The organism is Curtobacterium sp. MCJR17_055 (assembly GCF_003224335.1).
In the GTDB taxonomy this organism is placed as follows: Bacteria; Actinomycetota; Actinomycetes; order Actinomycetales; family Microbacteriaceae; genus Curtobacterium.
Genome location: NZ_QKLF01000003.1, coordinates 85,147 through 110,415, shown reverse-complemented (window position 1 = coordinate 110,415; position 25,269 = coordinate 85,147). Strand labels below are relative to the sequence as shown.

The window sequence follows — 25,269 nt, the reverse complement described above, 5'->3', positions numbered from 1 at the left end:
CAGGGGTGCGCCGCCCGCGACCCGTCGTCACCGCCCGGGCGCTGCGGCCTGCCCCTTGGGCGTGAGCGGCCCGCGGGCGAGCTTGTGCTGCGCCGACTGCGCCACCGGACGGACCGTCACGAGGTCGAGGTTGACGTGCGGCGGCAGCTCCACGGCGTGCACGATCGCCTCGGCGACGTCGTCCGCCACGAGCGGCGCCTCGACCCCGTCGTAGACGGCCGCGGCCGCCGCGGTGTCGCCGCCGAACCGCACGACGGAGAACTCCTCGGTCTTCACCATGCCGGGGGCGATCTCCACGACGCGGATCGGCTCGCCGTTGAGCTCGAGCCTGAGCACACCGACGAGGGCGTGCTCGGCGTGCTTCGCGGCCACGTAGCCGCCGCCGTTCTCGTAGGTGACGAACCCGGCCGTGCTCGTCACGGTGACGACGTCCGCACCGCCCGTCGCCGCGGCACGGCGGCGCAGCGCCGGCAGCAGCGCCGCGGTGACCCGCTTCGTGCCGAGGACGTTCACCTCGAACATCGCGCGCCAGTCCTCGACATCGGACTCCTCCACGGACGCCGAGCCGAACGCTCCCCCGGCGTTGTTGACGAGCACGTCCGCCCCGCCGAGCTCGTCCACGCGGGCGGCGAGCGCCGACACGTCCGCGTCCGAGGTGACGTCGACGACGAGCGTGTCCGCACCGGTCTCCGCGGCGAGCGCCTCGAGCCGGTCGGCCCGGCGCGCGACCGCGAGGACGTCCCACCCGTGCTGGCGGAAGCGCCGGACGGTGGCGGCCCCGATCCCCGAACTGGCTCCGGTGACGACGGCTCGACGGTTGCTCATGGTGCTCCTCGTGGTGGTCGGTGGTGCGGGGTGTCGTCAACGCTACCGACACGCCGGGGGCCGCCGGACGGTAACGTGCGGGAGATGACGACGGACGCCGCTCCTCCCGCGCCTTCGGTCCCGGCCGCTCCGCTCGAGGCGGGCCGGTCGAAGCGCCGCATCCCCCTGTGGGACACCTCGCGGTTCGTCGCGGTGACCCTCGTGGTGATCGGGCACGCGATCCAGCGGCAGACGACGGGCAGCGAGCACGCTCTGGCGCTGTACACGTTCATCTACGCCTTCCACATGCCGGCGTTCGGCGTGATCAGCGGGTACTTCTCGTCGGCGGACACCCCGACCGCGCAGCGCATGCGGCGGACGTTCACGGACATCGTCGTGCCGTACATCGTCATGCAGACGATCTGGACCGTGGTGCAGGCGATCGTCGAGGGCGGCAAGGAGTTCAACCCGACGAAGCCGACGTGGACGCTGTGGTTCCTGCTCGCGCTGGGGATCTTCCGGCTGATCCTGCCGTACCTCGCGCAGCTGCGGTGGCCGCTGTTCTGGGCGGTGGTGCTGAGCATCGGCGTCGGGTACTTCGACAACGTCGACTCGACGCTCTCGCTGTCGCGCGCGATCAGCCTGCTGCCGTTCTTCCTGCTCGGGTGGCAGGTCAAGCAGTGGGGCGTGTTCGACCGCTGGTACGAGGCGCCCCGCCGGGTCGTGGTCCGGGTGCGGGTCGTCGCGGCGCTGCTCTTCGCCGCGTGGGCGGCAGCGTGCGTGCTGTTCACCCCGCAGTTCGAGCAGTTCGACCTGCACCACTGGTTCTTCTACGACGACTCGTACTCCGGGCTCGGCGAGGACACGTGGTGGGCCGGTGGCGTCCGCTTCGGGCTGATGCTGTTCGCGGCGCTGCTCACGGCGGCGTTCCTGCTGCTCGTGCCCCGCCGGACGGTCTGGCTGACCCGGTTCGGTGCGGCGACGATGTACGTCTACCTCCTGCACACCTTCGTGCTCTACCCCATCCGCGAGTCCGGGATCCTGGCCGGGGAGCACTCGGCGTGGCCGTACGTGCTGCTCATGGTGCTGCTCGCGTGCGCGGTGAGCCTGTTCCTCGCGCAGCCGTTCGTCCGGCGCGGGATGCGGTGGCTGCTCGAGCCGAAGGTCGACTGGTTGTTCCGCCGCGACCCGGTGTGACGCGCGGTCAGGACCGGAGCGTGTCGTTCGGACGTTCGCCGAACCGCTCGGCGTAGTAGCCGGCGAAGCGGCCGAGGTGGACGAAGCCGTGCGCCCGTGCCACCGCTGCGACGCTGTCCTCGCCGACGCGCCCGTCGGCGAGCGCCGTGCGGACCCGTCGGAGTCTGGCTTCGCGGAGGGCCTCGAGCGGTGTCGGGAGGTCGTTGCGGGCGAACGCCTGCTGGAGTCCGCGCTGGCTGAGGCCGGCGGCACCGGCGATGTCGGCGGCGGTGACCGGCTCACCGAGGTGCTCCTCGATGTACTCGAGCGCTCGGGAGACGTTGCGCGGGTGTCCGGCGTGGTGCGGTGCCGCCGGAGCAGGGACGAAGGCGTCGAGCATGCGACGGCTCAGGGCGTCCACGTGTCGAGCACGCTCCAGGCGGTCGGCGGCGGGGTCGAGGAGGACGGGGGCCGAGGCGGAGAGCACGGCGCGCAGGGCGGCGAGGCCCTCGGCGTCCGGGCGTCGGGCGATCGTGAGCGGTCGGGGGGCGGTGCCGGTGCGGGCGGCGTGCAGGTCCTCGAGGGCGCGCGCGTCGACGTCGATGGTGTGCAGCGTGATGCCGGCGGGCGCCTCGATCGTGAAGGGGCGGCCGGTCGGGTACACCGCCGGCACTCCCGCGTGGGCGACGAGCTCCTGGTCCGCCCCGGCGTCGAAGGCGAGCTGTCCGTCGTGCGCCCACGCCACGAGGATGCGACCGACGGGTTCGATGCGGCCCCAGCGGTCGGCGCTGAGGGCGGAGCTGCGGAGGCGGAGTCGGTCGTCACCCACGGCACGGAACCGGAACCCGAACGGCCGCGACTCGTCCTGCGTGAGCCGGACCTCGTGGGCGTCGTGCACCCGCTCGTAGAACCTCGTCGCTTCGTCCACGTCCCGCCCGGCCACGTCGTCCCGGCGCACGGCGGCGTGCCCGGGTCCGTGCTGCGGTCCGCGGTCCGGCGGCGTCGGCGGGGAGGTCATGACGGCAGAACTGTAGGCCATCCGCCGCCTGACCGCCCTCGCCCCGGACGGGATGCGCATCCTGCGTCGCGCGAGCGCGTTACGCCCGACGACGCCCGCGCTGGTAGCAGCCCCGCCATCTGCGTAGCGTGAGGCGTGACGGACAGACGCGGCGGTCCTCCCGGCCCGCGTCCGTGTCGACCCGACGACCACGGTGACGGACAGGAGCTCCCGATGACCACGAACGACGCAGCCGCCTGGCGGTTCGAGACCACGCAGGTGCACGCGGGTGCCGCTCCGGACCCGACGACGGGTGCCCGGGCGACGCCGATCTACAAGACGACCTCGTACGTGTTCGAGAACTCGGACCACGCCCGCGACCTGTTCGCGCTGGCGCAGCCGGGCAACATCTACTCGCGGATCATGAACCCGACGAACGACGTCGTCGAGCAGCGGGTCGCGGCACTCGAGGGCGGCACCGGCGCCCTCCTCGTGTCGAGCGGCCAGGCGGCGGAGACATACGCGGTGCTCAACATCGCGGGCGCGGGCGACCACATCGTCTCGTCGTCGTCGATCTACGGCGGCACGTACAACCTGTTCAAGTACACGCTCGCCAAGCTCGGCATCGAGACGACGTTCGTCGAGGACCAGGACGACCCCGAGGAGTGGCGTCGCGCGGTCCGCCCGAACACGAAGCTGTTCTTCGCCGAGACGATCGGCAACCCGCGGATCAACGTGCTCGACATCGAGACCGTCGCGGGCGTCGCGCACGAGTCCGGGGTGCCGCTCATCGTCGACAACACGATCGCGACGCCGTACCTCATCCGGCCGTTCGAGCACGGGGCGGACATCGTCGTGCACTCGGCGACGAAGTTCCTCGGCGGGCACGGCACGGTCATCGGCGGGCTCATCGTGGACGGCGGCACGTTCGCCTGGTCCGAGCACGCCGAGCGGTTCCCGGAGTTCAGCACCCCGGACCCGTCGTACCACGGGGCGGTGTTCTCGCAGGTCGTCGGCGACGCGGTCGCGTACATCGTCAAGGCGCGGGTGCAGCTGCTCCGTGACCTCGGCGCGTCGAACTCCCCCGACACCGCCTTCGCACTCCTGCAGGGCATCGAGACGCTCAGCCTCCGGATGGAGCGCCACGTCGCGAACGCGCAGGAGATCGCCGAGTGGCTCGACCGGCACCCGGACGTCGCGACGGTGGCGTACGCGGGCCTGCCGACCAGCCCCTGGTACCCCGCCGCGACGAAGTACGCGCCGCGCGGTGTCGGTGCGGTGCTGTCCTTCGAGCTCAAGGGCGGTGTGGACGCGGGCCGCGCGCTCGTCGACGAGCTGCAGCTGTTCTCGCACCTGGCGAACATCGGCGACGTCCGCTCCCTCGTCATCCACCCGGCGTCGACGACGCACTCGCAGCTCACGCCCGAACAGCAGCTCACGACCGGTGTGACGCCGGGGCTCGTCCGCCTGTCGGTCGGGATCGAGAACGTCGAGGACCTCAAGGCCGACCTGGAGGCCGGGCTCGCCGCCGCACGGGCCGTCGCCCAGGCGGGCCTGCGCGCCTAGCCCCGCCGCACGGAACGTGGGCGGTTCCCCGCAGCGGTCCACCGCTGCGCGGACCCGCCCACGTCGCGTTCCGCGGCCCGTCGCGACGTAACACGGCGACGGTGCGGCGGGCCTCCCGGCAGACTGGACCCCACGATGGACTGGCAGACGACCCCCGAGGACTCCGTGCCGTCCACCCTGGTGCCCGGCGCCGAACTCCGCACGCTCGGCAAACCGCCCGTGACCGGTGCGTGGCGACCGGGTGACCCGCCCGGGGCACGCCGGTTCGAGGACCTCGGCGAGCAGACCGTCCGCGGCGGGCTCGTCCCCGCCGTCCGCGTGGCGTACGAGACCTGGGGGACGCTCTCCCCCGCGCGGGACAACGCCGTCCTGGTGCTGCACGCCCTGACCGGCGACTCGCACGTCACCGGACCCGCCGGCCCCGGCCACCGCACCGCCGGCTGGTGGGGCGACGTCGTCGGGCCGGGGCGGGCGATCGACACCGACCGGTTCTTCGTCGTCGCGCCGAACATGCTCGGCGGGTGCCAGGGCACGACCGGCCCCTCATCGCTGGCACCGGACGGCGTCGAGTGGGGCTCCCGCTTCCCGTTCGTCACCGCCCGCGACCAGGTGGCGACGCAGCTGCGGCTGGCGGACCGGCTCGGCATCGACCGGTTCGCGGCCGTCGTCGGCGGCTCGATGGGCGGCATGCACGCGCTGGAACTCGCGGTCACCGCCCCGGAGCGGGTGGCGCGCCTCGCCGTGCTCGCGACGACCGCGCAGACGACCGCGGACCAGATCGCCGCGAACTCCCTGCAGCGGGCGGCGATCCAGATGGACCCGGGCTTCGCCGGCGGCGACCACCACGACGCCGAACCCGGCGAGGGGCCGCACCGGGGGCTGGCGCTCGCGCGACGCATGGCGATGATGACCTACCGCGCCTCGGACGAGCTCAACGGCCGGTTCGCCCGGACGTGGCAGAGCGACGTCTCCCCGCTCGGCGACGACGGCCGGTTCTCGGTGGAGAGCTACCTCGACTTCCACGGCAACAAGTTCACCCGGCGGTTCGACGCGGCCTCGTACGTCGCGCTCACACACGCGATGGACTCGCACGACGTCGGGGCCGGCCGCGGTGGGGTCGCCGCGGCCCTGGCCCGTGTGACCGCACGGACCCTCGTCGTCGGCGTCTCGAGCGACCGTCTGTTCCCGGTCGAGGACCAGCACCGCATCGCCGCCGGGGTGCCCGACACGCTCGACGGTGACCGGGCCGCGGTGATCACGAGCGAGTTCGGCCACGACGGCTTCCTCATCGAGTCCGAGGCCGTCGGCGCGCATCTCCGGCGCCTGCTCGTCTGATCGGGGTGCAGCGCGTGTCCTCGGAAGACGGGACACCCGCAGACCGATCCGTCGACCCCCGCGCGCCGAACACCCCACAACGAGTGTCGCCCGTGGAATGATGCAGAGTGCACGGTCTCGACCAGTGCTCGGTTTCCCAAGACCAACCAGTTTCCCGAACCAGGAACAGCCAGGACCAACGATGGAACTCCTCGCGCAGGAACGCGACCGCCTCCTCCGGTCGACGACGCGTGTCGTGGGCATCGTCTGCGCGCTCGTCAGCGTCGTCGCCGTGGCCACGTCGCTCGCCGTGCCCGCGCTGCCGCTCGTGGTCGGGTTCACGTGCATCGCCGTCATGATCGGTGCACTCGTCGCCTTCGGGTGGAACGGGTCGACCTGGTGGACCGCCCTCACGGTGCTGAGCGGTCTCGGCGCCGTCGCGGTCCTCGCCACCGCCGTCGCCCCCGATGACCGCGGAGTCATCGCGAGCGCGCTCGTGCCGCTCGCCGGCGGCGGACTGGCCTCGCTCCTCATGGCGCAGCGCGGACACCCCGTCGGCCTCGGCATCGCGGCCGCCGCCGGTGTCGTCTCGGTCACCGTGATGTCGCGGGCGAGCGGCACGGTCCTCTCCCTGCCCGTCAGCGGTGTCCTGCTCGGCTGGGTGCTCGTCGCCGTCGTCGCGGTGTGGATCAGCCGGAGCATCCCCCGCGTGGCGCGACGCATCTACACGATCGGGACAGCGCACCGCGCCGAACGGCAGGCCAGCGAGACCGAGGCGCAGCGGCGGCAGGGAGCACGCCTGCTGCACGACACCGTCCTCGCGACCCTGACCCTCCTCGCGCACAGCGGTGTCGGCGTCTCCGAGCACGCGATGCGCGAGCAGGCCGCCGAGGACGCCCGCCTCCTCCGCCACCTCCGCCTCGGCGCGACCCCGCAGCCGCAGCAGTCCGGGGACTACTCGCTCACCCGCACCGAGGAGTCCCCGCTCGGGCAGACCCTCGAGTCGGTCAAGCAGCGGTTCGGCCGGATGGGGCTCGAGGTCGCCTGGCACGGCACCGGACAGGTCCTCCTGCCGACCCACGTCCTCGACGCCTTCCTGCTCGCGCTCGGCGAGTGCCTCGAGAACGTCCGTCGGCACGCCGGGGTCCCCGAGGCACACGTCACGATCGTGCACGACGAGGCGATGGTCCGCGCCATGGTCACCGACTCCGGCGTCGGCTTCGAACTCGACGCCGTCAGCTCCGAACGACTCGGCTTCAAGGAGAGCGTCGTGAACCGTCTCCGTGAGGTCGGCGGCGACGCCCGGCTCTTCTCCGCGCCGGGCTCCGGCACCACGGTCGTGTTGGAGGCACCGCGGTGAGCCGCATCCCCGAGGACACCATCAGCCGGGGGCTCACCGGTGACCAGGACGCACCCCGTACCCGCCGGGAGGCCCGGGAACGGTACCGGGGCACCGAGCGTCGGCAGGCGCGCGGCCTCCCCTCCACGTCGACCGGTGCACGTTCGCTCCGCCAGGCCGCCCAGCCCGGCGCCTCCCTCGGAGCCGGCCACCTCGGGCTCGGTGCGGCCGTCCTGACCGGTCTCGAGGCACTCGGCGGCATCGTCTTCTTCCTCGTGCACTGGGAGGACTACGGCAACCCCTGGTTCACCGCCAGCGCGTGGCTCCTCTTCGTGGCCGCCGCGACCTGCGTCATCGCCATCGTCCTCACCTACGGCGAGCGGTTGACCGGTCTCGCGTTCGGCCTCATCTGCGTCGTGCTCGCCAGCGTCGTCGCGCTCGACTTCATCGGCATCTGGTCCCAGCACGACCTCGGGCACACCTCGACCGCGTCGATGGCGGCCGGGTTCGCCCTCCTGCCGATCACGACCCTCCGGCCCGCGCGCGAGGTCATCGCGGCGATCGTCGGCCTCGGTCTGGCCTTCGTCGTCTACGCGGTCGTCTCGACGCCGATCAACCCCGAGACGCTCCCCGGCCTCGTGACGCTCCTGTCCGTGACGGTCGTGCCGCCGTCGCTCGCGCTCTTCGTCGTGCACCGGTTCCGCCAGCTCGTGCAGCGCGAACTCGACCGGGTCCTCGTGCAGAGCAACGTCGGTGCGCCGCAGTTCGCCGTCGGGATGCTCGCGTCGGACGAACTCGCCCGGCTCGACCTCGCAGCCGAGAAGCTCCTCGACGCCGTCGCGAACGGATCCGACCCGTTGCCGCTGTCGGACGCGTCCGCCTCCGTCGCCGCCTCCCTCGCGACCGAACTCCGCCTGCACCTCATCGAGGGGCGTCGCGAGACGTGGCTGTACCACGCCATCACGGAGTCGGACCGGCTGGGTCGCGCCGTCGCCGTCGCCGACCCCGGTGCCCTGGCCGGACACCTGTCCCCGGCGCAGCGCGACGGTCTGCTCCAGGCCCTCTGGCTGATGGTCGGCGACGGCCGGAGCCAGCAACCCGGCGCCCCCGTCGTGTCGGTCACCCTCGGACCGGTCGGGACCGACGGCCACCCGGTCAGCGACGACCGAATGGACGTCCCCGTCGTCATCGAGTCCCGCGGGGTCCCCCGTCGGCGCCTCGGGCCCGCAGCGTGGGCCGCCCTCCAGCGCATCGGCCCGTACACCGACAGCGTGCGGGACGGCGTGCTGCACGTCACCGCGCACTGCGTCGTCGACCGGCACCCGCAGATGTGACGCACCCCGCGCCTCCCGGCACCGTCGACGTGCGTCATGCGGACAACCAGGCCAGCCTCCCCAGACCGGACCACCGACCCTCCTAGGATCGGCAGGCCCCGGACGGACACCACGAGAAAGGACGCCGAGCATGGCGACTCCAGCGGAACCGATCAGACTCGCACTCGTCGACGACCACCGGATGCTCCTCAGCGCCCTGACCGAGTGGATCCGCAACGCCGCGGACGACATCCAGATGGTCACCGCGGTCACCACGTGGCCCGAGCTGCTCACCAGCCCGGGGTTCCCGGTCGACGTCGTGCTCCTCGACCTCGACCTCAAGGACTCCATCCCGGTCTCGCTGAAGATCTCGACGCTGAAGACCGCCGGCGTGAAGACCGTCGTGATGAGCACGTACTCGGAGCCGAACGTCGTCCGCGAGGCCCTCGGCGCCGGCGCCCTCGGCTACCTCGTCAAGAGCGAGGACGCGGCCATGATCGTCGAGGCGATCCGGACGGCGCAGCGCGGCGAGCAGTACGTCTCCGCCGAACTCGACCTGGCCATCAACTCCGGTGACGTCGGCGGCGTCCCGAAGCTCAGCGCGCAGGAGCGTCGCGTGATGGCGCTCTACGGCGGTGGCGAGCCCGTGAAGAGCGTGGCGTACCAGCTCGGCATCTCCGAGGAGACCGCGAAGAGCTACCTCAAGCGCATCCGCGAGAAGTACCGCGTCGCCGGCTTCGACGTGGGCACGAAGGTGGCGCTCCGGAAGCGGGCGATCACCGACGGCATCATCCTGCAGGACGGGTCCCCGCACGGGCTGTAGCAGCGCGCCGACCCGCCGCGCCCTGCCGCGCCCCGCCAGGTTCCGGAATCTCGGCATCTCGAGCGTCGAGATGCCGCAATCGTGGAACCGGAACGGTGCACACGCGGCGCGTCGTGGAACCGCGACGACAGCAGCCGGATGCGTCGACAGCGCTGTGCGCACGGGAGGCGCGGCACCAGTCAGCGCGCCCCGTCGAGCCCGACGGACGCCGGGTGGGGCCGGACGCGTCAGTGCGTGGACACGACCTCGCGGATCGGGCCGGTGCTCGCACCCGCCGTCCGGAGCGCCGCTGCGCGACGCTTCGAGCGGCCCTCCACCGCGTAGCTGATCACCGCGACGACGACGCCGAGCAGCGCCAGACCGATGCCGAGCCAGCCCGGCGCGAGGAACCCGAAGCCGGCCGCGATGACTGCCCCGCCGAGGGCCGCACCGAGCGAGTTGCCGAGGTTGAATGCCGAGTGGTTGAGCGCTGCCGCGATGGTCCGGGCGTCGCCGGCGATGTCCATCAGGCGGGACTGCACCGCCGGCGGGATCGCGGACGAGGTCGCTCCGAGCAGGAACGCGCCGACGAAGAGCCCGACGACCCACTGCGCGGTGAGCACCGTCACGAGCAGCGCGCCGATCAGGGCGAAGAGCCCCACGAAGATGGTGGCCTTCACGCTGTGGTCGGCCAGGAACCCACCGAGCAGGCCGCCGACGACCATCCCGAGCCCGACGACGACGAGCACCAGGGGAACGGTGGACTCGGACAATCCGGTGACGTTCTGCACGAGCGGCGAGATGTACGAGTAGACGGCGAAGAACCCGCCGAACCCGACCGCGCCGAGGCTCATCACGATCCACGCCTGCGGCAGGCGGAAGACCCGGAGCTCACGGCCGATGGTCGCGTGGACATCCCGGGCGCTGCGGGGCACGAACGCGGAGACCGCGAGGAAGGTCAGGGCGAACAGGGCGGCGACGACGCCGTAAGCGACACGCCAGCTCGCGACCTGCCCGATCCACGTCACCGCGGGCACGCCGACGACGTTCGCGACGGAGAGGCCGAGCAGCACGAGCGCGATGCCCTTGCCCCGCTTGCCCGGGCCCATGATGTCGCCGGCGACGATCGAGGCGATGCCGAAGTACGCGCCGTGCGGGAGTCCGGCGACGAAGCGTGCGACGACGACGAGCCCGAAGGACGGCAACACCGCGCTGGCGACCGTCGCGACCGCGAACCCGATCAGCAGCACCATGAGCAGGCCCTTGCGGGGGAACCGGGCCGACATCGCGGCGATCGTCGGCGCTCCGACGACCACACCGAGGGCGTATGCGCTCACGAGCCATCCCGCGTGCGCGACGCCGCCCTCCGGGTCGGCCGCGTACTGCCCGGGCAGGAGCGCCTCGGCGATGTTCGGCAGCAGACCCATCGCGACGAACTCGGTCGTGCCGATGGCGAACCCACCGAGCGCGAGGGCGAGGATGGCGAGCGTGCGGCGGGCCGGCGTGAGCTGCGACATGGGACCTGTTCTCGTGCCGGAGCACGGTGGGATCGGAGGCGGTGGACGACCGAGGTCGCGGCTGGAACAGTGTAGACCGCTCCAACACCGCGGCGGAAGGAACTGGTCGCATCGATTCGATCCGCTGGCAGGAGCGGACGACGACGAGGGGACAGAACGCGGCCCTGCCGACCGGGATTCCCGATCGGCAGGGCCGCGGACACGGGCGCCTCAGGCTGCGCGCTGCTCCGGCGCACGGGAGGCGGTGCGCGCCTCCGGCAGCTCGTCGCGGTGCACCCAGCCGGTGCCGCACTCGGTGCAGCTCGCCCAGGCGTTGTCGCCCTGGTCGTCGACGTCGATCACGGCCGAGCGGAGGTCACAGTCCGGGCACCAACCGTCGTGCATCATGAGCGGGCTCCTTCCGTCGTGGTGCCGGTGCTCGTGCACCGGCTGATGGAGACAGCACACACCCGACCGCCGACATCACGGCGATGTCAGCGGCGTGTCGGGCGGACCCACACCAGCCGGTCGGGCGGGGCTCAGTCCCCGAGCGCCGCCTCGAGCCGCTCGAGCTTCCCGTCGATCTCCCCCGTGTGCCCCGGCCGGATGTCCGCCTTGAGCACGAGCGAGACACGGGTGCCGAACGGTGCGACGGCCTCGGTCGCCCGCTTGACGACGTCGAACACCTCGTCCCACTCCCCCTCGATCTCGGTGAACATCGACGAGGTGCGGTTCGGCAGTCCGGACTCGCGGACGACCCGGACGGCCGCGGCGACGGCGTCGTGCACGGAACCGTCCTCGTTCGCAGCGGGTCCGCCGGACGGGGCGATGGAGAAGGCGACGATCATGCGCCCATCCTGCCCCGCTCATGGTCCGCGTGCGCGGGTCCGGTGGCCGGACGGGAGGCCCGTGGCTCGATCCCGTCCCGACACATCCGGACCAGGACGACGACCGTCCAGACGAGCACCGCGACCTCCAGCAGGTTCCGCAGCGACAGCACGACGAGGATCCACGGCTGCACGCCGAGCACCTGGTCGTAGTACGCCGGGTAGACGAGCTGCGTCAGGAAGGCCATCGGCAGCATCGCCCCGGCGACCGGCAGGAACCGCCACGCACTGCCGCGCCCGGCGACGAGCCCCCAGACCACCGGCACGGCGAACCAGCCGATGTACTGCGGTGACCCGACCTTGTTCGTCGCGATGAGCGCCGCCACGAACAGCAGCGCGAGGACCGGTGCCACCCGTGCCCGCTGCGCGCCGGTGCGGACGGCGAGCAGGGCGAGGACGACGCCCACCACGACGACGACGGCCATGAGCGGGGTCGAGAGCGCTGCGACGACCTCCGTCCCGGCACCGGACACCTCGAAGGTCAGGATCTCCTGGTCGTAGAACACCGCGGCGCCCGGCACCCGCGCCGCTGCCGCCCACAGGTACGGCGTCGCGAGCGGTGACTCGATCTGCAGGCCGCGCCCGGTCTGTTCACCGATGAACGAGAACAGGTGCGCGGCGCCGCCGAACAGCACGTCAACGAGCACCACGAGCGCGGTCACGGTGAGCGCTCCCGCGACCACCTCGACACGACGCCCGCGACGGAGGACGACGAGCACGCCGACGAGCGCCGCCGGCCAGACCTTGACCCAGGCGGCGACGGTGAACACCGCGGCGGCGATCCCCGGACGGGCCGCGACGGACGCGACCCCGACGAGCGCGACCGCGGTGGCGACGGTGTCGACGCGTCCGAGGCCGATCGGCCCGAGCGCGAGCAGGAACGCCAGCCACCACCAGACGACCCGGACGCCGAACGCCCGGTAGCGCCAGAGCACCGCGCAGACGACCGCGTGCAGCAGCACCATGAGCAGCAGCCAACCGGTGCCGATCGCCGCGGTCCCGCCGAGCGATGCGGCCGCCATCGGCACGATCGCCAGGATCGGGTACACCCACGGGGCGTCGATCCCCACCCAGAAGTGCGAGGCGTGCCCGGACTCGATCCAGCGACGGTACGTGATCGTCACGTCGCCGATCGGCTGGTTCGGGACGACGAGGGTCAGGGTCCAGAGCAGCGCGTGCACCGCGGCGAACGCGACCACGAACGCGACGATCTCCGGCCACGGGTTCCTGCGCACCGGACGAGCGTACCGAGTCGGGACGGGCCGACCGCCGCTGTCCACAGGGCCGGTGACGCTGCCACCGCCGTCCGGGCACCACGGCGGCCCTGGCCCACAGCCGATCCGGATCGACAGCCGATCCGTATCCACAGCCGACCCGGATCCACAGCCGATCCGGAGAGTGACGTGTCACCGTCCTCCTGTGACCCCAGCACCGGACCGTCCCGCGCCCCGCCGCCCGCGCCGCCGTCTCCTGACGTGGCTCGTCATCGCCGTCGTCGTCCTGGCCGTCGCGGTCGTCGCCGTCGTGGTCGGCACCCGCGCCTACACGTCCACCGAGAACGCGAAGGCCTCGGCCACACCCAGCGTCGCCGCCACCCGCGCGCCCTCCACGCTCGAGCCGGAGGACCTGTCCGGCGAGTGGACGATCGGCGACGGGTCCGAGGCGGGCTACCGCGTGCACGAGGTCCTGAACGGCTCCGACGTCACCGTCACGGGTCGTACGTCGAGCGTCACCGGCACGGCGACCGTCGACGGGACGACGATCAGCGCGGCCACGATCACGGTGCAGGTCGGCGACATCGCCACCGACTCGGAGCAGCGCGACTCGTACTTCCGCGACTCGGCGCTCGACACCCAGGCGTTCCCGACCGCCACCTTCACGCTCACGGAGCCGATCGAGGACGCGGTCCCGTCGGGCGACGCCACCACCGAGGTGCGGGCCACCGGCACGCTCGACCTGCACGGCGTCACGAAGCCGGTCACCGCGACGCTGCAGGTCGGACTCAGCGGTGACGGCGTCGACGTCTCCGGCTCGGTCCCGATCACGTTCTCGGACTACTCGGTGCAGGCCCCGGACCTCGGGTTCGTCAAGGTCGACGACGCAGGCGCGGTCGAGTTCCTCGTGCACGCCACGCCCGCCTCCTGACCACCCGTCCGGAAGGTCGCGACGCGGCCACCTGACGGCCGGGAGGCGCGGCACCGGTCGGCACCGCGCCTCCCGTCGGTCCCTCGGTCCAGACCGGCGGCCCGTCAGTCCGCCTGCGCGTCGCCCCGCACCGCGAGGTCCCGCACCACACCCGGCAGCTGCTCCACGAGTCCCGTCATCGGGAACGGGCCACCACGCGACGCCCGACGTGCCGCGACCCCGTGCACGACCGCAGCGGCGGCGGCGAGGTGCGCCAGCTCCTCCGACCCGACCTCGCTCGTCCCGGCCCGCGCTGCGACGAGGGCTCCGAGCACCCCGCCGAGGACGTCCCCAGCACCGGCCGCGGCGAGCCACGGCGTCGCCGAGGACGCCACCAGCCGGACCCCGCCGTCGGGCGTGACGACGTGCGTGTCCGCACCCTTGAGCAGCACGACGCTGCCGGTGCGCTCCGCCGCACGCAGCGCAGCACCCTGCGGGTCCCCCTCGACCTCGTCACGGGAGACCCCGAGCAGGGACGCGGCCTCGCCGGCGTGCGGGGTGAGGACCGCGAGCGGCCCGAGGTCGACGAGCGGGATCGCACCGGCGTCGACGACGACCGGCACGCCGTCCTCGGACGCGCGCGCGAAGCCGTCGCGGGTCGTCGCGTCGAGCTCGTCCAGCGAGGCCGCCGAGATGCCCGACCCGACGAGCCACGCCTGCACGCGGCCGCCCCCGGCGACGATCTCCGGCCGTCGGGCCAGCACGAAGTCGGTGGCACGGTCGGGTCCGACGTACCGGACCATGCCGAGCCCGGTGTGCACGGCGGCGTCGACGCCCATGACCGCGGCACCCGGGTAGGCGGCGGAGCCGGTGGCGACCCCGAGGACCCCGCGCCGGTACTTCGAGGTGTCCCCGGTGGGCACGGTGATCCAGGCGGCGGCGTCGGCGGGTCGGACGGAGACGAAGTCGTTCATCGTCCCCACGGTACGGTGACGGGCATGAGCCTGTCCCTGCCCGGCCGTGTCGTCGTCTTCGACTACGGCGAGGTGATCAGCCGCACCCCGCACGCCGCCCGTGCCGCACTGCTCGAGGCGACGCGGCTCGAGGCCGACGAGCTGTTCCCCGTGTACCAGGAGCTCCGGAACGACCTGGACCGTGGCGACCTGTCTGTGCTCGCCTACTGGCGGGCGATCGGCGAACGGACCGGACGGTCCTGGTCGGTGACCGAGATCCACCGGTTCTGGGCGCTCGACTACACCGGGTGGTTCGACGTCGACCCCGAGGTCCTGGCGCTCGTCGAGGAACTGCACGACGCCGGCACGCGCCTGGCGCTCCTGTCGAACGCGGGGTTCGACTTCGGCGACCCCTACCGGTACTCGCCGATGGGCTCGATGTTCGAGACCGTCGTGGTGAGCGCGGAGGAGCACGTGCTCAAGCCGGACGCGTCCATCTACCGCGACACGTGCGACCGCCTCGGGATCGAGCCCGCCGCGATGGTGTTCGTCGACAACCGTGCGGAGAACGCCGCCGGCGCGGACGCGGTCGGCGCGGTCGGCGTGCACTTCACCTCGGCGGCGGCCCTGCGGTCGGCGCTCGAGGAGCTCGCCGCCCCGACGGGGTGACGGCGACCGACGGCGTGACGGCGGGCCGGGATCGGTCGGGAGGCCCGGCGCACCGTCCGGGCGCCTCCTCGGTTCCTCCGAGCGAGCGCCCGGTACGATTCCCTCATTGTGGACGACCCTCCTAGTTGCGCTGACCATCACATGCCCGCCGCTCACACAGTGAGCTGCCCGACTTCGAGGTGTGCCTCGTGAGCCCCGTCGACGTCCTCATGCTGATCGGCGGCATCCTGCTGACGCTCGGCACCGGGGTCTTCGTGGCCTCCGAGTTCTCGCTCGTGAACCTCGACCGCGCCGACGTCGAAGCCCGCCGCGACCGCGGCGAATCCGGCCTGAGCCCCGTGATCGGTGCGCTGAAGGTCACGTCGACGCACCTGTCGAGCGCCCAGCTCGGCATCACCCTGACGACCCTGCTCACCGGGTACCTGCTCGAACCGTCGATCGCGAAGCTGCTCGAGGCACCGTTCCTCGCGATGGACCTGCCCGAGGGGGTCGTCGAGACCGTCGGGTCGATCGTCGCCCTCGTCATCGCCACCCTGCTGTCGATGATCCTCGGCGAGCTCGTGCCGAAGAACTTCGCCCTCGCGCTGCCGCTCCAGACCGCGAAGCTCGTCGTGCCGCTCCAGGTGGGCTTCACGACGGTGTTCAAGCCCGCGGTCGCCGTGCTCAACGGCACCGCGAACGCCGTGCTCCGCTCGATCGGCATCGAGCCGCAGGAGGAGCTGTCCGGCGCCCGGAGCGCCGAGGAGCTCACCTCGCTGCTCCGCCGTTCGGCGTCCGAGGGGTCGCTGGAACAGGACACCGCGACGCTCCTCGAGCGGACGCTGGCGTTCTCCGAGCTCAACGCGAGCGACGTCATGACGCCCCGGCCGCGACTGTCGACGATCCGTGTGTCCGACAGCGCCGACGCCGTGATCGCCCTCGCCCGCCGGACCGGCTTCAGCCGCTTCCCGGTGATCGAGGAGGACGCGGACGACGTCGTCGGACTCGTGCACGTCAAGCAGGCCGTCTCGGTCCCGCGCGAGAAGCGCGCCGAGGTCCCGGTCGGCGCGCTGATGACCGACGCCGAGCGCGTCCCCGAGACCATGCCCGGCGACACGCTGCTGACCGAGGTCCGCGGCCGTGGGTACCAGATGGTCATCGTCGTGGACGAGTACGGCGGGACGGCCGGTGTCGTCACGCTCGAGGACCTGGTCGAGGAGATCGTCGGCGAGGTGTCGGACGAGCACGACCGCGCCCGCATCGACGTCGTGCGCAGCCGCGGCTGGCTCACCTTCCCCGGGCTGCTCCGTCCGGACGAACTCGAGGACCGCGCGAGCGTCACGGTGCCCGAGGACGGCCCGTACGAGACCGTCGGCGGGTTCCTCATGCAGGAGCTCGGACGGCTCCCGGTGGTCGGTGACGAGGTCGCGATCGACTCGGGCGTGTTCCGCGTCGAGCGCCTCGACGGCCGTCGGATCGACCGCATCCGCTACACGCCGAACCCGGTCGACTCCCCCAACGGAAGCGCCCCCACCCCGACGGGGAGCACCACGAAGACGACGAGCACGACGACGACCGACACCGCGGAGGCCGACCGATGAGTTCCGACTGGTGGGGCATCTTCTGGCTCTTCGTCCTCCTCGGGGGCAACGCGTTCTTCGTCGCCGCCGAGTTCGCCGTCATCTCGGCACGCCGCTCGCAGATCGAGCCGCGGGCCGAGCAGGGCTCCCGTGCCGCGCAGATGACGCTGTGGGCGATGGAGCACGCGACCCGCATGCTCGCGACCACGCAGCTCGGCATCACGGTCTGCTCGCTGCTCATCCTGAACGTGTCCGAGCCGGCGATCCACCACCTGCTCGAGGTCCCGCTGCACCTGACCGGGGGGAGCGCCGAGGTCATCGGCGTCGTGGCGTTCGTGTTCACGCTGCTGCTCGTGTCGTTCCTGCACGTCGTGTTCGGCGAGATGGTCCCGAAGAACATCTCGTTCTCGATGCCGGACCGGGCCGCGCTCATGCTCGTCCCGACGCTCTGGTACATCGGCCACGGCCTGCACTGGGTGGTCGTCGGCCTCAACGAGGTCGCGAACGGCGTCCTGCGGCTCTTCAAGGTGGAGCCGAAGGACGAGGCGGTCAGCGCCTACACGGTCGACGAGGTGCAGACGATCGTCGAGCAGTCCCGGCGCGAGGGCACCCTCGCCGACGACTCGGGCACGCTCCGGATGGCGTTCGAGTTCACCGAGAAGAAGGTCAAGGACGTCGCCGTGCCGATGTCCGGGCTCGTGACGCTGCACGAGGACGCCACCCCGGCGGACGTCGAGCGGATGGTCTCGCAGCGCGGGTTCTCGCGCTACGTGCTCGTCGACGACGCTGGTGACCCGACCGGGTACGTGCACGTCAAGGACGTCATCGACCTGCGGCCGGACGAGTTCGACGACCCCGTGCCGCCGAAGCGCATCCGCCAGCTCATCTCGCTGTACACGGAGATGGACCTCGAGGACGCGCTCGCCACCATGCGCGGGGCCGGGCGCCACGTGGCCCGGGCGTTCGACGCCGAGGGGCGGACGACGGGCGTGCTCTTCCTCGAGGACATCCTCGAGGAGCTCATCGGCACCGTCGAGGACGCCACCCGGCGTCGCTGACGCCGGTCGCTCCCGCGACCCGGGACGGACGGGAGGGGCCCACCTCCCGTCCGTCGTGGCGCCGGCGGCGCGACCGCGCTACCAGCTGACCGGCAGGGGCTTGCCCTCCTCGTACCCGGCGGCGGACTGGATGCCGACCAGCGCGCGGTCCGAGAACTCGGCCAGGCTCGTCGCGCCCGCGTACGTGGCGGAACTGCGGAGCCCCGTCGTGATCATGTCGAGCAGGTCCTCGACGCTCGGACGCTCCGGGTCGAGGAAGATCGTCGACGACGAGATCCCCTCGGCGAACAGCGCCTTGCGAGCACGCTCGTACGGGTCGAGCCGCTCGAACCGCTCCCGCACGGCCTTCGCGGACGCCATCCCCCAGCTCTCCTTGTAGGCGCGACCGGCTGGGTCGCGGCGGAGCACGCCGGGCGCCTCGAGCGTGCCGGCGAACCACGAGCCGATCATCACGGCGGACGCCCCGGCGGCCAGCGCGAGCGCGACGTCACGCGGGTAGCGGACGCCGCCGTCGGCCCAGACGTGCGCGCCGAGCGACCGGGCGGCCGCGGCGGTCTCGAGCACCGCGGAGAACTGCGGGCGCCCGACGGCGGTCATCATGCGCGTCGTGCACATGGCACCGGGGCCGACACCGACCTTGATGATCGACGCGCCGGCGGCGACCAGGTGCGCGACGGCGTCGGCGGTGACGACGTTGCCGGCGACGAGCGGGATGCCGAGCTGCAGGGCCGACACGGCACGGAGCGCGCGGAGCATGCCCTCCTGGTGGCCGTGGGCGGTGTCGAGGACGAGCACGTCGACCCCGGCGTCGGCGAGGGCCGAGGCCTTCGCGGCGACGTCGCCGTTGATGCCGACGGCCGCCGCCACCCGGAGCCGACCGGACGCGTCCACGGCCGGTCGGTAGATGTCGGAGCGGATGGCGCTCGTCGGGCTCGTCGTGCCGACGACCTTGCCGTGCCGCACGACGGGAGCGAAGTCCACGCCGGCCGCGGTCAGCACGTCGTACACGTGCCGCGGGGTGCCGGCGTCCTCGGCGTCGATCGCGACCGTCGCGCCGTGCAGCAGGTCGCCGAGGACGGCGTCCGCGCCGGCGGTCGCGAGCCGGGTCGCCGGCACGCAGCCGAGGTACTCGCCCGCCGGGTCGCGCACGACGATGCCACGGCCCTCGACCGGCAGGAGCTGCTCGAGCGCCTCGGCCACGGTCGCGTCGGCGCCGAGCTCGAGTGCGGAGTCGTACGCGACCGGCTGCGCCTTCACCCAGCGGATCGCCTCGGCGAGGTCCTGCAGGTGCATGTCCTGCGGCAGCACACCGAGACCACCGCGTCGGGCGAGCGTCGCGGCGAGGCGGGGACCGGTCACCGAGTTCATGTTCGCGCTGACGATCGGGATGGTCGCGCCGGTGCCGTCGTCCGTCGCGAGGTCCACGTCGAAGCGGCTCGTCACGCTCGACCGACTCGGGACGAGGAAGACGTCGGAGTAGGTCAGGTCGTGGGTCGGCCGCGTCTCGTAGAACCTCATGGGGCCAATCGTACGGCGGGCAGCGTACGGCCCGCCCTGGAGGCCCAGGACGCCCGCCGGGAGGCCCGACTCGCCCGACGTCTCCCACCTCGCGGCCACGGAGGAGCGGCTAGGGTTGACGGCGTGCAGGACAGGGTTGCCCCGCACGACACACACGAGCATCAATCGACGGAGAGTGGGCGATCGGCTGTGTCGAGCCATCTGACCGGAACGGACGAGACCGCGGGCGATTTCGGCGCGAACGAGTGGCTGGTGGACGAGCTCTACGAGCAGTTCGTGGCCGACAGGAACAGCGTCGACGAGTCCTGGTGGCCCGTCCTCGAGAGCTACCACCGGACGCAGGCCGCCACGACGGACGCCGCCTCCGGCAGCCCGGTCGACACCGGCTCGGGCACCCCGGCCGCCGCCGACTCGAGCACCCCCGCCCGGGCACAGGCAGCCGCCGCGCAGGACGCCCCCGCCGGTCAACCCGCCGCCGCCTCCGGCCCCTCCTCCACGCAGCAGCCCGCCACAGGAGAGGCGAAGACCCCGCTCCAGGCCCGCACCACCTCGCGCCAGCCGTCCCCGCAGCCGATCCCCGCCGAGGCGAACGACGCGGCGGACGACCACGAGGAGACCCACGAGGACGTCGCCACCCCGCTGCGCGGCATGGCGAAGACCCTCGCGTCGAACATGGACGCGTCGCTCACCGTCCCGACCGCGACCAGCGTCCGGACCATCCCGGCGAAGCTGATGATCGACAACCGGATCGTCATCAACAACCACCTGCGGCGTGCCCGCGGCGGCAAGATCTCCTTCACGCACCTGATCGGCTGGGCCATGGTGCAGACGTTGAAGGAGTTCCCGAGCCAGAACGTCTCGTACGAGGAGCGCGACGGCAAGCCCTTCCTCGTCACCCCGGCGCACGTCAATCTCGGCATCGCGATCGACGTCCCGAAGAAGGACGGCACGCGCTCCCTGCTCGTCCCGAGCATCAAGCGCGCCGAGGCCCTGACGTTCGGCCAGTTCCTCTCCGTGTACGAGGACGTCGTCAAGCGCGCCCGGGACAACAAGCTCACCCCGTCGGACTTCCAGGGCACGACGATCTCCCTCACGAACCCGGGCGGCATCGGCACCGAGCACTCGGTCCCGCGTCTCACGAAGGGGCAGGGCTGCATCGTCGGCGCCGGCGCCCTCGAGTACCCGGCGCAGTTCCAGGGGTCGGCGCCGAAGACCCTCATCGAGCTCGGCGTCGGCAAGACCATCACGCTGACGAGCACGTACGACCACCGTGTCATCCAGGGCGCCGGGTCGGGTGAGTTCCTCAAGAAGGTGCACGAGCGGCTCATCGGCCAGCACGGCTTCTACGACGACATCTTCGCCGCGCTCCGGATCCCCTACAAGCCGATCCAGTGGGCGAACGACATCAACGTCGACCTGGCGCACCGGGTGAACAAGACCGCGCGCGTGCAGGAGCTCATCAACAGCTACCGCGTCCGCGGGCACCTGATGGCCGACATCGACCCGCTCGAGTACCGGCAGCGCACGCACCCCGACCTCGAGATCGAGAGCCACGGGCTGACCTTCTGGGACCTCGACCGGGAGTTCGTCACGGGCGGGCTCGCCGGCACGACGACCGCTCCCCTGCGCGACGTCCTCGGGATCCTCCGCGACGCCTACTGCCGCACGGTCGGCATCGAGTACATGCACATCCAGGACCCGGAGCAGCGTCGCTGGGTGCAGGAGCGCATCGAGGTCCCGTACTCGAAGCCGTCGAAGGACGAGCAGCTCCGCGTCCTCGGCAAGCTCAACGAGGCCGAGGCCTTCGAGACCTTCCTGCAGACGAAGTACGTCGGCCAGAAGCGGTTCTCGCTCGAGGGCGGCGAGTCGACCATCGCGTTCCTCGACACGCTCATCCAGCACGCCGCCGTGGACGGTCTCGACGAGGTCGCGATCGGCATGGCGCACCGCGGCCGCCTCAACGTGCTGACGAACATCGCCGGCAAGACCTACGGCCAGATCTTCCGCGAGTTCGAGGGCACCCAGCTCCCGGGCACGGTCTCCGGTCAGGGTTCCGGCGACGTCAAGTACCACGTCGGCACCGAGGGCGTGTTCCGCGCCTCCGACGGGTCCCGCATCCCCGTCACGATCGCCGCCAACCCGTCCCACCTCGAGGCCGTCGACGGGGTGCTCGAGGGCATCGTCCGCGCGAAGCAGGACCGGAAGCCCGCCGGCACGTTCGGCACGCTCCCCGTGCTCGTGCACGGCGACGCGGCGATGGCCGGCCAGGGCGTGGTCGTCGAGACCCTGCAGATGTCGCAGCTGCGGGGCTACCGCACCGGCGGCACCGTGCACCTCGTCATCAACAACCAGGTCGGCTTCACGACGCCGCCCGAGTCGGCGCGCACCTCGGTGTACTCGACCGACGTCGCGAAGACGATCCAGGCGCCGGTCTTCCACGTGAACGGCGACGACCCGGAGGCCGTGGCCCGCGTCGCGGACCTGGCCTACGCGTACCGCGAGGAGTTCCACCGCGACGTCGTCATCGACCTGGTCTGCTACCGCCGCCGCGGTCACAACGAGGGCGACGACCCCTCGATGACGCAGCCGCTCATGTACAACCTCATCGAGGCGAAGCGCTCGGTCCGCACGCTGTACACCGAGGCCCTCGTCGGCCGCGGTGACATCACGCAGCAGGAGTACGACGACGCGCACCGCGACTTCCAGGACCGCCTCGAGCGTGCCTTCGCGGAGACGCACGAGGCGCAGACGGGCTCGGTGTCGACGCCCGCCACGGACGACTCCGGTGCCGTGAACGGCCTCGAGCGCCCGACCTCACAACGCGACGACTCCGAGCTCGAGGTGCACGACACCGCGGTCTCGCAGGAGCTCGTCGAACTCATCGGCGACGCGCACGGCAACCCGCCGTCGGGCTTCTCGATCCACCCGAAGCTGCAGCAGCTCCTCACCAAGCGCCGCGAGATGACCCGGACCGGCGGGATCGACTGGGCCATGGCCGAGCTGATGGCGATCGGCTCGGTCCTGACCGAGGGCAAGCCGGTGCGGCTCGCCGGGCAGGACGCCCGTCGTGGCACGTTCGTCCAGCGCCAGGCGGTCTTCCACGACCGGACCAACGGCCAGGAGTGGCTGCCGCTCGCGAACCTCACCGAGGACCAGGCACGCTTCTTCATCTACGACTCGCTCCTGAGCGAGTACGCGGCGATGGCGTTCGAGTACGGGTACTCGGTCGAGCGTCCCGAGGCCCTCGTGCTCTGGGAGGCGCAGTTCGGCGACTTCGCGAACGGCGCCCAGACCGTGATCGACGAGTTCATCTCGTCCGCCGAGCAGAAGTGGGGCCAGCGCTCCGGCCTGGTGCTCCTGCTCCCGCACGGCTACGAGGGTCAGGGGCCGGACCACTCCTCCGGGCGCATCGAGCGCTACCTGCAGCTGTGCGCGCAGGACAACATGGTGGTGGCGCGCCCGTCGACCCCGGCGTCGTACTTCCACCTGCTCCGGCGCCAGGCGTGGGCGAAGCCGCAGAAGCCGCTCATCGTGTTCTCCCCGAAGGCGATGCTCCGCCTGCGACAGGCGACGAGCGCGGTGACGGACTTCACCTCCGGCACGTTCCAGGAGGTCCTGGACGACGACCGCCTGCAGGCGAACGGTGTCGACCGCGGGTCGGTGCGCCGGGTGGTCCTGCACTCGGGCAAGATCCACCACGACCTGCGTGCCGAGGCGGAGAAGCGCGGCGTGACCGACGTGGCACTGGTCCGGCTGGAGCAGCTCGCCCCGCTCCCGCTCGACCGCATCCTCGAGGTCATCGCGGGCTACCCCGAGGCCGAGGTCGTGTTCGCCCAGGAGGAGCCCGAGAACCAGGGCGCCTGGCCGTTCGTCTGCATGAACCTGTCCCCGCACCTGGACGGTCGGCCGCTGTCCGTCGCGGCCCGGTCCGCGAGTGCGGCGCCGGCGACCGGCTCGTCGAAGCGCTCCGCCGCCGAGGCGGCCGAGGTCATCGACCGGGCGTTGAGGGCATGAGCGCTTGAGCGCGTCGGCCTGATGACGAGGGAGCGCCTCGTGCAGGAGTCCGTGGGACTCCAGCACGAGGCGCTCCGACGTCCGCGAGGGATCAGTACAGTTCAAACCAGCCTGGTGTAGCGGACGCCCGCCTCGTGGTAGCCGCGGCGCTGGTAGAACCGGTGCGCGCTGTCCGTCGCGGCGGCGCTCACGGCGCTCAGCTGGCGCGCGCCCTGCTCGACGGCCCACGTCTCGAAGGTGCCCAGGAGCGCAGAGCCCGTGCCGTGCCTCCTGGCCGTGGGGTCCACGACGAGGAGGAGCAACTGCGCGGTCGGCGCATCCCCGGCGTACGTCCACGTGAGCTGCGCCCCGGCGACCGCGACGGGCCGACCGTCGTCCCCGCGCACGACCCACGTACGGTGCCCGGCCTCGGCGGTGAGCCGGTCGAGGCGCGAGCGCATCGACGCGGGCTCGACCTGGTGGCCGAGCAGGCGCACCAACTCGGTCACCGCGACGACGTCGGGTTCGGTCCAGGTGCTGATCGGCTCGGCGTCGGTCATGCCCGCACCCTACCCGCTCGCGGCGCCGCGGCCGCCGGTGTGACGCGGCCGGGTGCCGTCAGTGTGTGGACTGCACTGCGCGGAGCCGGGCGAGGACCTCGCCGCGGAGCTGCTCGGGAGCGGTCTCCTGGCAGGCGCGCTTCACGGTCTCCATGAGCACCACGCCGACGCGGTGTTCCGTCAGGCAGTCCTCGCAGCCGTCCATGTGCTCGCGGATGTCCGCGGCGTCCTCGTGACGGAGCTCGTCGTGGAGGAACTCCTCGAGTTCCGCCTTCGCCTTCGAGCAGTCGCACCCGCTCATCGTGCGTCCTTCCGGGTCGTGCGGGCACCGGCCGTCGTGGCCGCCCGCGTACCTGCACCACGGCCTCGCCCGCGCATCGTCGCCGTCGACGCTGCGTCCGGGACGACACCGGTCTCGCGTGCGTGGTCCGCCAGCAGCCCACGCAGGAGCCGGCGACCACGGTGGAGGCGGCTCATGACCGTCCCCACGGGGGTCTTCATGATGTCGGCGATCTCCTGGTAGGAGAACCCCTCGACATCGGCGAAGTAGACCGCCATCCGGAAGTCCTCCGGGATGGCCTGCAGCGCGTCCTTCACGGCGGAGGACGGCAGGTGGTCGATGGCGTCGGCCTCGGCGGACCGGGCAGAGATCGACTGCGTCACGCTCTCCGCGCCGCCGAGCTGCCAGTCCTCGAGCTCGTCGATGGTGCCCTGGTACGGGTTCCGCTGGTTCTTGCGGTACGTGTTGATGAACGTGTTCGTCAGGATCCGGTACAGCCACGCCTTGAGGTTCGTGCCCTGGCGGAACTGCCGGAACGCGGCGAACGCCTTGACGAACGTCTCCTGCACGAGGTCCGAGGCGTCGGCGGGGTTGCGCGTCATCCGCATCGCCGCGCCGTACAGCTGGTCCATGAACGGCAGCGCCTGGTCCTCGAACAGGCGGCGCAGCTCGTGCTCCGAGACCGTCTTCGCGTCGACCGGCTCGTCGTCGGCGGTCGGGTCGTCCGACTCGTCCACCGTGTCCGACGCGGCGAGGTCCTCGTCCTCGACGGCGTCGAGCTGCGCCTCGGTCTCCTCGACCAGGTCGTCCGGTGCGTGCTGCGGTTCGTCGGTCGTCATCGCCCGCCAGTCTAGGCGGACG

The 25,269-nt window shown here is 72.1% G+C and carries 22 protein-coding genes; 11 read left to right on the top strand and 11 right to left on the bottom strand.

Features of this window, described 5'->3' with window-relative positions; translation table 11 throughout:
- Positions 1–27: 27 nt before the first annotated feature.
- Positions 28–825, bottom strand: a complete 798-nt coding sequence (locus DEJ16_RS08020; protein WP_110825151.1) for an SDR family oxidoreductase — start codon at positions 823–825, stop codon at positions 28–30.
- A gap of 84 nt (positions 826–909) precedes the next feature.
- Between DEJ16_RS08020 and DEJ16_RS08015 the strand changes: the two genes are divergently transcribed.
- Positions 910–2,001: an acyltransferase family protein gene (locus DEJ16_RS08015; RefSeq protein WP_110825152.1), complete on the top strand. Its 1,092-nt coding sequence runs from the start codon at positions 910–912 to the stop codon at positions 1,999–2,001.
- A 7-nt stretch (positions 2,002–2,008) separates the two neighbouring features.
- Here DEJ16_RS08015 and DEJ16_RS08010 read toward each other — a convergent pair whose 3' ends face one another.
- On the bottom strand, positions 2,009–2,998 hold the full coding sequence (locus DEJ16_RS08010; RefSeq protein ID WP_146232848.1) for a helix-turn-helix domain-containing protein: 990 nt from the start codon (positions 2,996–2,998) through the stop codon (positions 2,009–2,011).
- A gap of 213 nt (positions 2,999–3,211) precedes the next feature.
- Between DEJ16_RS08010 and DEJ16_RS08005 the strand changes: the two genes are divergently transcribed.
- From DEJ16_RS08005 to DEJ16_RS07985, 5 genes are all read left to right on the top strand, one after another.
- Positions 3,212–4,543 carry a bifunctional o-acetylhomoserine/o-acetylserine sulfhydrylase gene (locus tag DEJ16_RS08005; protein WP_110825154.1) on the top strand — a complete coding sequence of 444 codons (1,332 nt, stop codon included), beginning with the start codon at positions 3,212–3,214 and terminating at the stop codon, positions 4,541–4,543.
- Positions 4,544–4,678: 135 nt separating this feature from the next.
- Positions 4,679–5,878 carry a homoserine O-acetyltransferase gene (locus tag DEJ16_RS08000; RefSeq protein WP_110825155.1) on the top strand — a complete coding sequence of 400 codons (1,200 nt, stop codon included), beginning with the start codon at positions 4,679–4,681 and terminating at the stop codon, positions 5,876–5,878.
- 181 nt (positions 5,879–6,059) lie between these two features.
- Positions 6,060–7,217, top strand: a complete 1,158-nt coding sequence (locus DEJ16_RS07995) for a sensor histidine kinase (RefSeq protein WP_110825156.1) — start codon at positions 6,060–6,062, stop codon at positions 7,215–7,217.
- Positions 7,214–8,530 (top strand): hypothetical protein, encoded by a 1,317-nt coding sequence (locus tag DEJ16_RS07990; RefSeq protein WP_110825157.1) that lies wholly within the window; start codon positions 7,214–7,216, stop codon positions 8,528–8,530. The genes DEJ16_RS07995 and DEJ16_RS07990 overlap by 4 nt, the downstream gene beginning before the upstream one ends.
- A gap of 130 nt (positions 8,531–8,660) precedes the next feature.
- On the top strand, positions 8,661–9,332 hold the full coding sequence (locus DEJ16_RS07985) for a response regulator transcription factor (protein WP_110825158.1): 672 nt from the start codon (positions 8,661–8,663) through the stop codon (positions 9,330–9,332).
- Between the two features lie 227 nt (positions 9,333–9,559).
- Here DEJ16_RS07985 and DEJ16_RS07980 read toward each other — a convergent pair whose 3' ends face one another.
- The 4 genes from DEJ16_RS07980 to DEJ16_RS07970 all read right to left on the bottom strand — a co-directional run bounded on the left by DEJ16_RS07980 (position 9,560) and on the right by DEJ16_RS07970 (position 12,929).
- Positions 9,560–10,828, bottom strand: coding sequence for an MFS transporter (locus DEJ16_RS07980; RefSeq protein WP_110825159.1), 1,269 nt, complete (start codon positions 10,826–10,828; stop codon positions 9,560–9,562).
- 210 nt (positions 10,829–11,038) lie between these two features.
- Entirely contained in the window at positions 11,039–11,215 is a 177-nt protein-coding gene (locus DEJ16_RS15755; protein ID WP_181419526.1) for a hypothetical protein, read from the bottom strand.
- Positions 11,216–11,346: 131 nt separating this feature from the next.
- The gene (locus tag DEJ16_RS07975; protein ID WP_110825160.1) at positions 11,347–11,655 is read right to left on the bottom strand and encodes a thiamine-binding protein; all 309 of its coding nucleotides are present in this window, start codon (positions 11,653–11,655) and stop codon (positions 11,347–11,349) included.
- On the bottom strand, positions 11,652–12,929 hold the full coding sequence (locus DEJ16_RS07970) for a glycosyltransferase family 87 protein (protein WP_110858044.1): 1,278 nt from the start codon (positions 12,927–12,929) through the stop codon (positions 11,652–11,654). Before DEJ16_RS07970 ends, DEJ16_RS07975 begins: the two co-directional genes overlap by 4 nt.
- Positions 12,930–13,113: 184 nt before the next feature.
- Between DEJ16_RS07970 and DEJ16_RS15945 the strand changes: the two genes are divergently transcribed.
- The gene (locus DEJ16_RS15945) at positions 13,114–13,839 is read left to right on the top strand and encodes a YceI family protein (RefSeq protein WP_258365875.1); all 726 of its coding nucleotides are present in this window, start codon (positions 13,114–13,116) and stop codon (positions 13,837–13,839) included.
- A gap of 104 nt (positions 13,840–13,943) precedes the next feature.
- On the opposite strand, the gene DEJ16_RS07960 is transcribed toward DEJ16_RS15945, so the two are convergent.
- The gene (locus tag DEJ16_RS07960) at positions 13,944–14,792 is read right to left on the bottom strand and encodes an ADP/ATP-dependent (S)-NAD(P)H-hydrate dehydratase (protein WP_110825162.1); all 849 of its coding nucleotides are present in this window, start codon (positions 14,790–14,792) and stop codon (positions 13,944–13,946) included.
- 24 nt (positions 14,793–14,816) lie between these two features.
- Here DEJ16_RS07960 and DEJ16_RS07955 point away from each other — a divergent pair, with 24 nt between their 5' ends.
- From DEJ16_RS07955 to DEJ16_RS07945, 3 genes are all read left to right on the top strand, one after another.
- Positions 14,817–15,440 carry an HAD-IA family hydrolase gene (locus tag DEJ16_RS07955; protein WP_110825163.1) on the top strand — a complete coding sequence of 208 codons (624 nt, stop codon included), beginning with the start codon at positions 14,817–14,819 and terminating at the stop codon, positions 15,438–15,440.
- A 209-nt stretch (positions 15,441–15,649) separates the two neighbouring features.
- Positions 15,650–17,020, top strand: a complete 1,371-nt coding sequence (locus DEJ16_RS07950) for a hemolysin family protein (protein WP_258365896.1) — start codon at positions 15,650–15,652, stop codon at positions 17,018–17,020.
- Complete coding sequence (locus tag DEJ16_RS07945; RefSeq protein WP_110825164.1) at positions 17,017–18,057, top strand: hemolysin family protein; 1,041 nt, start codon at positions 17,017–17,019, stop codon at positions 18,055–18,057. The genes DEJ16_RS07950 and DEJ16_RS07945 overlap by 4 nt, the downstream gene beginning before the upstream one ends.
- Positions 18,058–18,135: 78 nt before the next feature.
- Here the strand turns inward: DEJ16_RS07945 and DEJ16_RS07940 are convergent, their stop codons facing one another.
- Positions 18,136–19,575, bottom strand: a complete 1,440-nt coding sequence (locus tag DEJ16_RS07940) for a GuaB1 family IMP dehydrogenase-related protein (RefSeq protein ID WP_110825165.1) — start codon at positions 19,573–19,575, stop codon at positions 18,136–18,138.
- 189 nt (positions 19,576–19,764) lie between these two features.
- On the opposite strand from DEJ16_RS07940, the gene DEJ16_RS07935 reads away from it, so the two are divergent.
- The gene (locus tag DEJ16_RS07935) at positions 19,765–23,589 is read left to right on the top strand and encodes a multifunctional oxoglutarate decarboxylase/oxoglutarate dehydrogenase thiamine pyrophosphate-binding subunit/dihydrolipoyllysine-residue succinyltransferase subunit (RefSeq protein WP_181419525.1); all 3,825 of its coding nucleotides are present in this window, start codon (positions 19,765–19,767) and stop codon (positions 23,587–23,589) included.
- A 101-nt stretch (positions 23,590–23,690) separates the two neighbouring features.
- Here the strand turns inward: DEJ16_RS07935 and DEJ16_RS07930 are convergent, their stop codons facing one another.
- Genes DEJ16_RS07930 through DEJ16_RS07920 form a run of 3 tightly spaced genes read right to left on the bottom strand, consistent with a single transcriptional unit; the run spans position 23,691 to position 25,247 of the window.
- A complete protein-coding gene (locus tag DEJ16_RS07930; protein ID WP_110825166.1) occupies positions 23,691–24,128 on the bottom strand; it encodes a GNAT family N-acetyltransferase in 438 nt (145 codons plus the stop codon).
- A gap of 58 nt (positions 24,129–24,186) precedes the next feature.
- The gene (locus DEJ16_RS07925) at positions 24,187–24,429 is read right to left on the bottom strand and encodes a zf-HC2 domain-containing protein (RefSeq protein WP_110825167.1); all 243 of its coding nucleotides are present in this window, start codon (positions 24,427–24,429) and stop codon (positions 24,187–24,189) included.
- Positions 24,426–25,247 carry a sigma-70 family RNA polymerase sigma factor gene (locus tag DEJ16_RS07920; protein WP_110825236.1) on the bottom strand — a complete coding sequence of 274 codons (822 nt, stop codon included), beginning with the start codon at positions 25,245–25,247 and terminating at the stop codon, positions 24,426–24,428. Before DEJ16_RS07920 ends, DEJ16_RS07925 begins: the two co-directional genes overlap by 4 nt.
- Between the last annotated feature and the right edge of the window lie 22 nt (positions 25,248–25,269).

What these genes read in the sequence shown, in the direction of transcription:
- DEJ16_RS07985 (WP_110825158.1), top strand. Translation starts at nt 8,661, where the DNA reads ATGGCGACTCCAGCGGAACCGATCAGACTCGCACTCGTCGACGACCAC.
- DEJ16_RS08005 (WP_110825154.1), top strand. Translation starts at nt 3,212, where the DNA reads ATGACCACGAACGACGCAGCCGCCTGGCGGTTCGAGACCACGCAGGTG.
- DEJ16_RS08000 (WP_110825155.1), top strand. Translation starts at nt 4,679, where the DNA reads ATGGACTGGCAGACGACCCCCGAGGACTCCGTGCCGTCCACCCTGGTG.
- DEJ16_RS07945 (WP_110825164.1), top strand. Translation starts at nt 17,017, where the DNA reads ATGAGTTCCGACTGGTGGGGCATCTTCTGGCTCTTCGTCCTCCTCGGG.
- DEJ16_RS08010 (WP_146232848.1), bottom strand. Translation starts at nt 2,998, where the DNA reads ATGACCTCCCCGCCGACGCCGCCGGACCGCGGACCGCAGCACGGACCC.
- DEJ16_RS07995 (WP_110825156.1), top strand. Translation starts at nt 6,060, where the DNA reads ATGGAACTCCTCGCGCAGGAACGCGACCGCCTCCTCCGGTCGACGACG.
- DEJ16_RS08015 (WP_110825152.1), top strand. Translation starts at nt 910, where the DNA reads ATGACGACGGACGCCGCTCCTCCCGCGCCTTCGGTCCCGGCCGCTCCG.
- DEJ16_RS07960 (WP_110825162.1), bottom strand. Translation starts at nt 14,792, where the DNA reads ATGAACGACTTCGTCTCCGTCCGACCCGCCGACGCCGCCGCCTGGATC.
- DEJ16_RS07980 (WP_110825159.1), bottom strand. Translation starts at nt 10,828, where the DNA reads ATGTCGCAGCTCACGCCGGCCCGCCGCACGCTCGCCATCCTCGCCCTC.
- DEJ16_RS07950 (WP_258365896.1), top strand. Translation starts at nt 15,650, where the DNA reads ATGCTGATCGGCGGCATCCTGCTGACGCTCGGCACCGGGGTCTTCGTG.
- DEJ16_RS07925 (WP_110825167.1), bottom strand. Translation starts at nt 24,429, where the DNA reads ATGAGCGGGTGCGACTGCTCGAAGGCGAAGGCGGAACTCGAGGAGTTC.
- DEJ16_RS15755 (WP_181419526.1), bottom strand. Translation starts at nt 11,215, where the DNA reads ATGATGCACGACGGTTGGTGCCCGGACTGTGACCTCCGCTCGGCCGTG.
- DEJ16_RS07930 (WP_110825166.1), bottom strand. Translation starts at nt 24,128, where the DNA reads ATGACCGACGCCGAGCCGATCAGCACCTGGACCGAACCCGACGTCGTC.
- DEJ16_RS07975 (WP_110825160.1), bottom strand. Translation starts at nt 11,655, where the DNA reads ATGATCGTCGCCTTCTCCATCGCCCCGTCCGGCGGACCCGCTGCGAAC.
- DEJ16_RS07920 (WP_110825236.1), bottom strand. Translation starts at nt 25,247, where the DNA reads ATGACGACCGACGAACCGCAGCACGCACCGGACGACCTGGTCGAGGAG.
- DEJ16_RS08020 (WP_110825151.1), bottom strand. Translation starts at nt 825, where the DNA reads ATGAGCAACCGTCGAGCCGTCGTCACCGGAGCCAGTTCGGGGATCGGG.
- DEJ16_RS07955 (WP_110825163.1), top strand. Translation starts at nt 14,817, where the DNA reads ATGAGCCTGTCCCTGCCCGGCCGTGTCGTCGTCTTCGACTACGGCGAG.
- DEJ16_RS07940 (WP_110825165.1), bottom strand. Translation starts at nt 19,575, where the DNA reads ATGAGGTTCTACGAGACGCGGCCGACCCACGACCTGACCTACTCCGAC.